The organism is Streptomyces viridosporus (assembly GCF_002078235.1).
In the GTDB taxonomy this organism is placed as follows: domain Bacteria; phylum Actinomycetota; class Actinomycetes; order Streptomycetales; family Streptomycetaceae; genus Streptomyces; species Streptomyces viridosporus.
In genome coordinates this window covers 1-8,906 of the sequence record NZ_MSGP01000511.1, presented here as the reverse complement: position 1 = coordinate 8,906, position 8,906 = coordinate 1, and the positions used below count along the sequence as shown (strand labels likewise).

Below are 8,906 nucleotides of genomic sequence, written 5' to 3'. Positions count from 1 at the left end.
GACCGAGGTGTACGCGGCCGGCGGCAACCGGGGCGCGTCCTTCATCGCGGAGGCGGGCGACGCCGACACCACCGGCGCGATCCTCACCCTGGACGACGGCACCCTCGCGGTGGTCTCCAACAGCCGCCACAACGCGCGGGGCTACGACGTCCGCATGGAGCTCCACGGCTTCGCGGACTCCATCGCGGTCGGCCTGGAGGACAAGCTGCCGCTGCGGTCGGTGGAGCCGGGCACGACCTTCCCCGCGGGCACCCCGCACGACTTCTTCATGGACCGCTTCGCGGCCGCCTACCGCGCCGAACTGACCGCGTTCACCGAGGTCGTGGCCGGCTCCCGCCCCTCGCCCTGCACGGTCGAGGACGCCCTGGAGGCGGGCTGGATCGCCGAGGCGTGCACCCTGTCGCTGCGCGAGCACCGGCCGGTGACGATCGCCGAGGTGAGGGAGGCCTGACGGACGGGACGGACGAAGAAGGCCGGGTCCGGGCCCGTGGGAGGGGCGCGGACCCGGCCGTCGGCCGTCGACGAGGCCCCGGCTTCGTGGCCGGGTTCCCCTCGGGCGGTCCTCGTCGTCGAGCCTCGGCGGCACGGCCACCGGGGCACGTATGCGCTGCCGGGGTGTGAACAGGAGCAGGAGCAGCCGTGGAGGCCGCCGGTTCCGCGAGCACCGGATGCCCTCCCCGAGGACCGGATCCCGGCGTCCGCCGTGTCCTGTCGCGCGCCTTTCCGGCGCGGTGGTCCCCGACGGTGAGGTCGGCGGGATCCGGGGTCCCGGATCCCGCCGGACGACGCTCGTCAGCGGTACAGCGCCGGCTTCTCCACCAGGTCGACCGCCGTCCGGACGCCGTCCTCCAGCGCGCGGACGCCCGCCTCGCAGACGGCCGCCGCGGCGTAGCCGTCCCAGGTGCTGGGGCCGGTCACCTCGCCGCGCCGGGTGGCGTCGACCCAGGCCTGCACCTCGTCGTCGTAGGCCTGGGCGAAGCGTTCGGTCCAGTCCTGGGCGACGGTGCCGCCCCAGCGGCCGGCCATGTGGGTGACCAGGGCGTGGCCGTCGCCGATGCGGGCGGTGCCGCGTTCGCAGACCGCCTCGGCCTGCACCTGGTAGCCGAAGCCGCAGTTGACGAAGATCTCGACGTCGGAGAGGGCGCCGCCGTCGGTCTCGAGGACGACGAACTGCGGGTCGCGCAGTCCCTCGGGGGCGCCGGAGGAGGGGGTGGGGCGCAGCACCGTGACGGCGGTGATCTCGTGGCCGAGGAGCCAGCGGGTGGCGTCGACCTCGTGGGCGACGGAGTCGCTGATCAGCATGGAGCTGGTGAAGAAGGGCGGGCTGGCCACGTTGCGGTGGCGGTTGTGCAGCATCAGCGGACGGCCCAGCTGGCCGGTGGACAGCAGCGCCTTCAGCTTCACGTACTCGGCGTCGTAGCGGCGCATGAAACCGACCTGGACCCGGCGGTGGCCGAGGGCCTGTTCGGCTTCCATGACGCGCAGCGCGGAGGCCGCGTCGGGGGTGAGCGGCTTCTCGCACAGGACGGGCAGGTCGTGCTCGAACGCGGTGAGCAGGGCGGCCTCGTGGGCCGGGCCCGGGGAGGCGACGAGCACGGCGTCGACGTCGGCCGCCGCCATCGCGGCGGCCGGGTCGGTGTGGGCGGTGCAGCCGTCGACGCCCGCGGCCACGGCCTTGGCCCGTTCGGCGTCGACGTCCACGACGGCGGTGACCCGCGCGCCGTTGATCACCCGGTCGATGCGTCGCACGTGGTCCGCGCCCATGCGGCCCGTGCCGATGACGGCGATGCCCAGGGGCTCGCGCCGGTTCATCTCTCTCGCCTCCTCTTCGGGTCGTCAGGCGCCGCAGGAGCGGAGGAACTTGCGGGTGCGGACCGCGATCGGCAGCGGCTTGTCCGGCTCGCAGGGGTACATGTCCTGCTCGACGATGGCGAAGAGGTCCACGCCCAGCTTCTGCGCGGCCGTGAGGACCGGGCCGAGCTCGGGGACGCCGGCGGGCGGTTCGCACATCACCCCGCGCTGCACGGCCGGCCCGAACGGGATCCCGTTCGCGACGACGTCGGCGAGGATGTCCGGGTCGACCTGCTTGAGGTGCAGGTAGCCGATGCGCTCGCCGTAGGTCTCGATCAGCTTGACGCTGTCGCCGCCGCAGTAGGCGTAGTGGCCGGTGTCCAGGCAGAGGTTGACCAGGTCGGAGTCGGTCGAGTCGAGGAAGCGCTCGACGTGCTCCTCGGTGTCGATGTGGGTGTCGGCGTGCGGGTGGACGACGATGTCCAGCCCGTAGGCGTCCCGCACCTCGCGGCCGAGGCGCTCCATGCCCCGGGTGAGGTGGCCCCACTGCTCGGTGGTGAGCTCCGGGGCCTCCAGGATCTCGGCGGTCCTGTCGTCGCGCCAGAAGGAGGGGATGACGACGAGGTGCTTCGCGCCCATGGCCTGCGTGAGCGCGGCGACGCGGCCGACCTGCTCCCAGGTGGCGTCCCACTCCGACGGGCCGCGGTGCAGTCCGCAGAAGATGGTGCCGGCGGAGACCTTGAGGTTCCGCTTGTCCACCTCCTCGGTGAGGCGGGCCGGGTCGGTCGGGAGGTAGCCGTAGGGGCCGAGTTCGATCCAGGAGTAGCCGGCCTCGGCGACCTCGTCGAGGAAGCGCTGCCAGGGCACCTGCTGCGGGTCGTCGGGGAACCAGACGCCCCAGGAGTCGGGGGCGGAGCCGACCCGGATGCGGTCGAGTGCGACTGCCATGTCAGGACTTTCCTTCCGGGGTTGCCGCGACCGGGGCCTGGAGGTCGCCCTCCTCGGGCAGTCCCTCCGTGTCGACGCCGCGGACCTGTGCCAGCTCGTGCTTGAGGGCGGCCAGTTCGGCGCCGCCGGCCATGTGGTTGGTGAGCTCCTCGAGGCCGACCTCGCTGCGGGCCGCGCTCAGTTCCACGGTGCCCAGGCGCAGCACGCTGAAGTGGTCGCCGACCATGTAGGCGTGGTGCGGGTTGTGGGTGATGAAGATGACGCCGAGGCCGCGGTCGCGGGCCATGGCGATGTACTTCAGCACCACACCGGACTGCTTGACGCCGAGGGCGGCGGTCGGCTCGTCCAGGATGAGGACGCGGGCGCCGAAGTAGACGGCGCGGGCGATCGCGACGCACTGGCGCTGGCCGCCGGAGAGCGTGCCGATGGGCTGCTCCAGGTCGTCCAGGACGATGCCCATGTTGCGCAGTTCCTCGTCCGCGGTCTTCTTCATGCGCTCGATGTCGAGGCGGCGGACGGGCCAGGGACCCTTGGTCATCTCGGAGCCGAGGAAGAAGTTCCGCCACACCGGCATCAGCGGGACGACCGCGAGGTCCTGGTAGACGGTGGCGATGCCCTTGCCGAGGGCCTCGCGCGGGGTGGCGAAGCGCACCGGTTCGCCGTCGACGAGGAACTCGCCCTCGGTGTGCTGGTGCAGACCGGAGATGATCTTGATGAGGGTGGACTTGCCGGCGCCGTTGTCGCCGAGGACGCAGGTCACCTTGCCGGGGTGGACGGTGAGGTCGACGCCGTGCAGGGCGCGGATGTTGCCGTAGGACTTGCCGGCTGCCCGGAGTTCGACCAGGGGGCGGTCCCCCTCGGGCGGGGTGTCCTTCAGGACGGCACCGTGGGTACCGGTCGTCTTGTCGGTCATTGCGGTCACCTCCGGGTCGCCGTGCGCTGGACCCACAGATTGATGAGGACGGCGCCGAGCAGCATCACGCCGAGGAAGGCCTTGAACCAGTCGGGGTTCCAGCCGGCGTAGACGATGCCCTGCTGCACCATGCCGAACATGAAGGCGCCGAAGACCGGGCCGATCGCGGAGCCGTAGCCGCCGGTCAGCAGACAGCCGCCGATGACCGCCGCGGCGATGTAGATGAGCTCCTGGCCCACGCCCTCGCCGGACTGCACGGTGTTGAAGGAGAACAGGTTGTGCATGCCGACGAACCAGGCGCCGAAGCCGACCAGCATGAACAGCGAGATCTTGGTGAAGGTGACGGGGACGCCGACCGCGCGGGCGCTCTCCTTGTTGCCGCCGACCGCGAAGATCCAGTTGCCGTACTTGGTGCGCAGCAGGACCCAGGTGGCCAGGGCGGCGAAGACCAGCCACCACACGACCGTGATCTTCACCTGGACGCCGGCGACCTCGAAGGAGGAGGCGAAGATCGCCTTGGCCTGGTCGAAGCCGGCCATGTCGCTGATGTCGTCGGTGGCGACGTTGCCGGTGACGAGTTTGGTGACGGCGAGGTTCACGCCCTGCAGGATCAGGAAGGTGCCGAGCGTGACCAGGAAGCTCGGCAGCCCGGTCTTCACCAGCATCCAGCCGTTGAACGCGCCGACGGCGAGGGACACCGCCAGGGCGACGATCACACCCGTCCAGACGTTCAGGGTGAGCTGGTAGCTGAGCATGCTCGCGGTCAGCGCCGAGGCCACGACGGCGACACCGGCCGAGAGGTCGAACTCGCCGCCGATCATCAGCAGGGCCACGGGCAGTGCCATGATCCCGATGGTCGACGACTGGTACAGGATGTTCGCCATCGAGCTGCCGTCGCGCACCGGCGGGGCGGTGAACAGGAAGAACACCGCGACGGCCACGGCACCGAGGAACACGCCGACCTCGGGCCGGGCGAGCAGGCGCAGCGCCAGCGGGCGCCGCACGGTACGGCCGTCGGTCTGCTGCGGGCCGGAGGCCGGCGGTGTGCTCACCGCCGGCTCAGCCTGGTGGGTCATGCTCATCACCGAGTGCCCTTCGCGGCGAACTCGGAGACCGCGTCGACGTTGGACTTGTCGACGAACGCCGGACCGGTCAGCACCGGCTGCTCACCGCCGCCGCTGTAGTTGCCGTTGTTCTTGTAGAGCCACAGACCGTCGATCGCGAGGTAGCCCTGGAGGTAGGGCTGCTGGTCCACGGCGAACTCGATGTCGCCGCCCTGGATCGCCTTGGTCAGCTCCTTGTTGAGGTCGAAGGTGGCGACCTTGGCCTTGCTGCCCGCGTCGCCCACCGACTGCACCGCGGTCGGCGCGAAGGGCGCGCCGAGGGTGAGGACGTAGTCGATGGCGGAGTCCTGCTTGAGCTTGGCGGTGATGGTCGACTTCACCGACGGCATGTCGGTGCCGTTGACGTTGACGACCTGGGTCTTGCCCTCGAAGGTCTTCTTCACCCCGTCGCAGCGCTGGGTGAGGCCGACGTTGCCCTGCTCGTGGATGACGCAGACGGCGTTCTTGGCGCCGACCTCGTTCAGCTTCTTGCCGAACGCCTCGCCCGCCACCGACTCGTCCTGGCCGAAGAACTGCAGCAGGCCGAGGTCCTTCCAGTCGCTCAGCCCGGAGTTGAGGCCGACGACGGGTATGCCGGCCGCCTCCGCCTTGGCTATGACGTCCTTGAGCGCGTCCGGCTTGGCGAGGGTGACCGCGATGCCGTCCACCTTCTGGTCGATCGCGTTCTGCACCAGGTTGGCCTGGTTGCCCGCGTTCGGGTCGGCGGAGTAGACGAGGTCGACGTTGTCCTTGGCGGCCGCGGCCTCGGCACCCTTGCGGACGATGTCCCAGAAGGTGTCGCCGGGCGCCTGGTGGGTGACGAGGGCGACCTTCATGCGGGGCGTGGAGGCCTTGCCCGCGGAGGCGCCGGCTCCGTCCTCCTCGGACTTCTTGCCCCCGGAATCGCTGGAGCAGCCGGCGAGGGTCAGGGCGGCTGCCGCCGCGACCGCGACGAACGGCGCGATTCTGCGGGAGCGGGTGTGAGAAGAGCGGTCCATCGTTCCTGCACCTCACTGTGCTACGCGGGGAAAGGGCGGGAGCCCGAGGATCCGGTGCCCGGAGCCTCGGGAGTCCGGGTGGTGTGCCGTGGAACACGGCTGTCGTGCTGGGACGGGATCCAATCCCCTGTTGCGTCTGCTGTCAATACTTTGTTAAGACATCATTTCACGAGCTAGTCCGAATGTAAGTACAAACTATTGACACCGCCGCCCTCCGAGACCTACACCTGAGAGGCGGCAGGTCCCGGGACCCTCGCCCCACCGCGGCGGGGCGTTCCGGGACCCGCGTCCCCCAGCAGCTCGAGGAGCGTCGCTCAATGGCCGACTCACCACAGTATTTCGACCTGATCACCATGGGCCGCATCGGGGTCGATCTTTACCCCCTGCAGACCGGTGTGCCGCTGTCCCGGGTGGAGACGTTCGGGAAGTTCCTGGGCGGTTCCGCCGCGAACGTCGCGGTCGCCGCCGCCCGCCTGGGCCGCTCCACGGCGGTGATCACCCGTACGGGGGACGACCCCTTCGGTGCCTATCTGCACGACGCGCTGAGGGACTTCGGCGTCGACGACCGCTGGGTCACGCCGGTCGCGGCGTACCCCACCCCGGTCACGTTCTGCGAGATCTTCCCGCCGGACGACTTCCCGCTGTACTTCTACCGCCGGCCCAAGGCCCCCGACCTGGAGATCCGCTCCGACGAACTGGACCTGGCCGCCGTCCGCGCGGCCGGCATCTTCTGGATCACCGGCACCGGTCTGAGCGAGGAGCCGAGCCGCTCGGCCACGCTCGCCGCGCTCGAGGCCCGCGCGAAGGCCGACACCACCGTCTTCGACCTCGACTGGCGCCCGATGTTCTGGCGCGACCCGGACCAGGCCCGCCCGTACTACCGCGAGGCCCTGCGGCACGCCACGGTCGCGGTCGGCAACCTCGACGAGTGCGAGGTGGCCACCGGGGTGCGCGAGCCCGAGGCGTGCGCCGAGGCGCTGCTGGCGGCGGGCGTGGAGCTGGCCGTGGTCAAGCAGGGCCCCAAGGGCGTGCTCGCCGTGCACCGCGACGGCGGCCGGGCCGAGGTGGAGCCGGTGCCGGTCGAGGTGGTCAACGGCCTCGGCGCGGGCGACGCCTTCGGCGGATCGCTCTGCCACGGCCTGCTCTCCGGCTGGGACCTGGAGCGGACCATGCGCCACGCCAACGCGGCCGGGGCCCTCGTCGCCTCGCGCCTCGCCTGTTCGTCCGCCATGCCGACCGAGTCGGAGGTCGCGGACCTCCTCGCGCGGGCCGCGTCGCCGAGCGGTGCGAGCCGGCCGAGCCAGCCCTGAACGGAGCCCTTCCTTGAACCTCAGCATCCCCGACCTCACCGCGGTCCGAGCCCGCCGTCCCGAGGCCGTCGCCGAGGCCGCCGCCCGCCGGGCGCGCCGGCCGCTGATCGGCGACAGCGGACGGCTGCTGATCGTGGCCGCCGACCACCCGGCCCGGGGCGCGCTCGGCATCGGCGACCGGCGGCTGGCCATGGCCAACCGCGCCGATCTGCTGGAACGTCTCTGCACCGCGCTGTCCCGGCCCGGCGTCGACGGGGTGCTCGCCACCGCCGACGTCCTGGAGGACCTGCTGCTGCTCGGGGTGCTGGAGAACAAGGTCGTCATGGGCTCGATGAACCGCGGCGGCCTGGCCGGCGCGGCCTTCGAGATGGACGACCGCTTCACCGGCCACCGCCCCGAGGACATCGAGCGCCTGGGCTTCGACGCCGGCAAGCTCCTGGTGCGCATCGACTACGACGACCCGGGCTCCCTGGCCACCCTCGAGTCCACCGCCCGCGCCGTCGACGCCATGGCCGCGCGCCGGCTCCCGGTGTTCGTGGAGCCGTTCATCTCCCGCCGGATCGACGGCCGGGTCCGCAACGACCTGTCCGCCGAGGCCGTCACCCGCTCCATCGCCATCGCGTCCGGCCTGGGCGGCACCTCCGCCTACACCTGGCTGAAGCTGCCGGTCACCGACGACGCCGACGACATGGCGGAGGTGCTGCAGACCTCCACGCTGCCCGTCGTGCTGCTCGGCGGCGAGGTCGGCGACCAGGAGGCCGCCTACGAGCGGTGGGGCAAGGCGCTGCGGCTGCCCTCCGTGCAGGGCATGGTCGTCGGCCGGTCGCTGCTCTACCCGGCCGAGGGCAGTGTGGAGGCGGCGGTGGACACCGCCGTCGGCCTGCTGTGAGACGCCGGTCCCGGGGCGTCGCCCGGGGACGCCCGTTGCGGCACGCTGTTCCGACACGCCTGTTCCCAGACGGAGGCATGGCATGACGTATCACCTTCCCGCCGGCAAGGCCCTCGCCGGCCCCTACCTCGTCGACGTCACCCCCGAGACGGCCGGCTGGGGGTACTCCTCGCTGCGCGTGCTGGAGCTGCCGCCGGGCGGCACGCACACCTTCGACACCGGTGACAGCGAGTGGATCGTGCTCCCGCTGAACGGCGGCTGCACGGTCACCGCCGACGACGACTTCGGCCACGACGCCTTCGAACTCACCGGCCGCAGCAGCGTGTTCGACGGCGTCAGCGACTTCGCCTACGTCCCGCGCGACGCCCGTGCGACGGTGACCTCGGCCGGCGGCGGGCGGTTCGCGCTCACCGGGGCCCGCTGCACCCGCCGGCTGCCCGCCCGTTACGGACCGGCCGCCGACGTCCCCGTGGAGCTGCGCGGCACCGGCGCCTGCTCGCGCCAGGTCAACAACTTCGGTGCGGCCGGGGTCTTCGAGTGCGACAAGCTGATCGCGGTCGAGGTCCTCACCCCGGGCGGCAACTGGTCGTCCTTCCCGCCGCACAAGCACGACGAGCACCGGCCGGGCGAGGAGTCCGTCCTGGAGGAGATCTACTACTTCGAGTTCGCCGGCCACGACGGCGTCCCCGGCCTCGGCTACCAGCGGGTCTCCCCCTCCGGCCCGGGCCGCGACACGGACGTGCTGGCCGAGGTCCGCGACGGCGACGTCGTCCTCATCCCGGACGGCTGGCACGGGCCCTCCATGGCCGTGCCGGGCCACCACATGTACTACCTCAACGTCATGGCGGGCCCCGAGGCCGAGCGCGCCTGGCTGATCTGCGACCACCCCGACCACGCCTGGATCCGCGACACCTGGCCGGACCACGCCGTCGACCCCCGCCTCCCCCTCTACAC

Annotated in this window: 9 protein-coding genes; 4 read left to right on the top strand and 5 right to left on the bottom strand. The window is 71.6% G+C overall.

Annotated elements, in window-relative coordinates; translation table 11 throughout:
* A partial coding sequence (locus tag B7L92_RS30850; RefSeq protein ID WP_255311214.1) for a Gfo/Idh/MocA family oxidoreductase occupies positions 1 to 451 on the top strand: 451 nt, incomplete at its 5' end.
* 341 nt (positions 452 to 792) lie between these two features.
* On the opposite strand, the gene B7L92_RS30845 is transcribed toward B7L92_RS30850, so the two are convergent.
* The 5 genes from B7L92_RS30845 to B7L92_RS30825 are packed head-to-tail and all read right to left on the bottom strand — an operon-like array spanning position 793 to position 5,753.
* Positions 793 to 1,812, bottom strand: a complete 1,020-nt coding sequence (locus B7L92_RS30845; RefSeq protein ID WP_081240630.1) for a Gfo/Idh/MocA family protein — start codon at positions 1,810 to 1,812, stop codon at positions 793 to 795.
* A gap of 24 nt (positions 1,813 to 1,836) precedes the next feature.
* Positions 1,837 to 2,739, bottom strand: coding sequence for a sugar phosphate isomerase/epimerase family protein (locus B7L92_RS30840; protein WP_081240629.1), 903 nt, complete (start codon positions 2,737 to 2,739; stop codon positions 1,837 to 1,839).
* A gap of 1 nt (position 2,740) precedes the next feature.
* Positions 2,741 to 3,652: an ATP-binding cassette domain-containing protein gene (locus B7L92_RS30835; RefSeq protein ID WP_081240628.1), complete on the bottom strand. Its 912-nt coding sequence runs from the start codon at positions 3,650 to 3,652 to the stop codon at positions 2,741 to 2,743.
* A gap of 5 nt (positions 3,653 to 3,657) precedes the next feature.
* Positions 3,658 to 4,734, bottom strand: coding sequence for an ABC transporter permease (locus B7L92_RS30830; RefSeq protein WP_081240627.1), 1,077 nt, complete (start codon positions 4,732 to 4,734; stop codon positions 3,658 to 3,660).
* Positions 4,734 to 5,753, bottom strand: a complete 1,020-nt coding sequence (locus B7L92_RS30825) for a sugar ABC transporter substrate-binding protein (RefSeq protein WP_081240626.1) — start codon at positions 5,751 to 5,753, stop codon at positions 4,734 to 4,736. Before B7L92_RS30825 ends, B7L92_RS30830 begins: the two co-directional genes overlap by 1 nt.
* A gap of 317 nt (positions 5,754 to 6,070) precedes the next feature.
* Here B7L92_RS30825 and iolC point away from each other — a divergent pair, with 317 nt between their 5' ends.
* The 3 genes from iolC to iolB form a co-directional block, all read left to right on the top strand.
* Positions 6,071 to 7,063 carry a 5-dehydro-2-deoxygluconokinase gene (gene iolC, locus B7L92_RS30820; RefSeq protein WP_081240625.1) on the top strand — a complete coding sequence of 331 codons (993 nt, stop codon included), beginning with the start codon at positions 6,071 to 6,073 and terminating at the stop codon, positions 7,061 to 7,063.
* Positions 7,064 to 7,076: 13 nt separating this feature from the next.
* Positions 7,077 to 7,952 (top strand): Cgl0159 family (beta/alpha)8-fold protein, encoded by an 876-nt coding sequence (locus B7L92_RS30815; RefSeq protein WP_081240624.1) that lies wholly within the window; start codon positions 7,077 to 7,079, stop codon positions 7,950 to 7,952.
* Positions 7,953 to 8,034: 82 nt separating this feature from the next.
* On the top strand, positions 8,035 to 8,906 hold an 872-nt coding region (gene iolB, locus B7L92_RS30810), incomplete at its 3' end, for a 5-deoxy-glucuronate isomerase (RefSeq protein ID WP_081240623.1).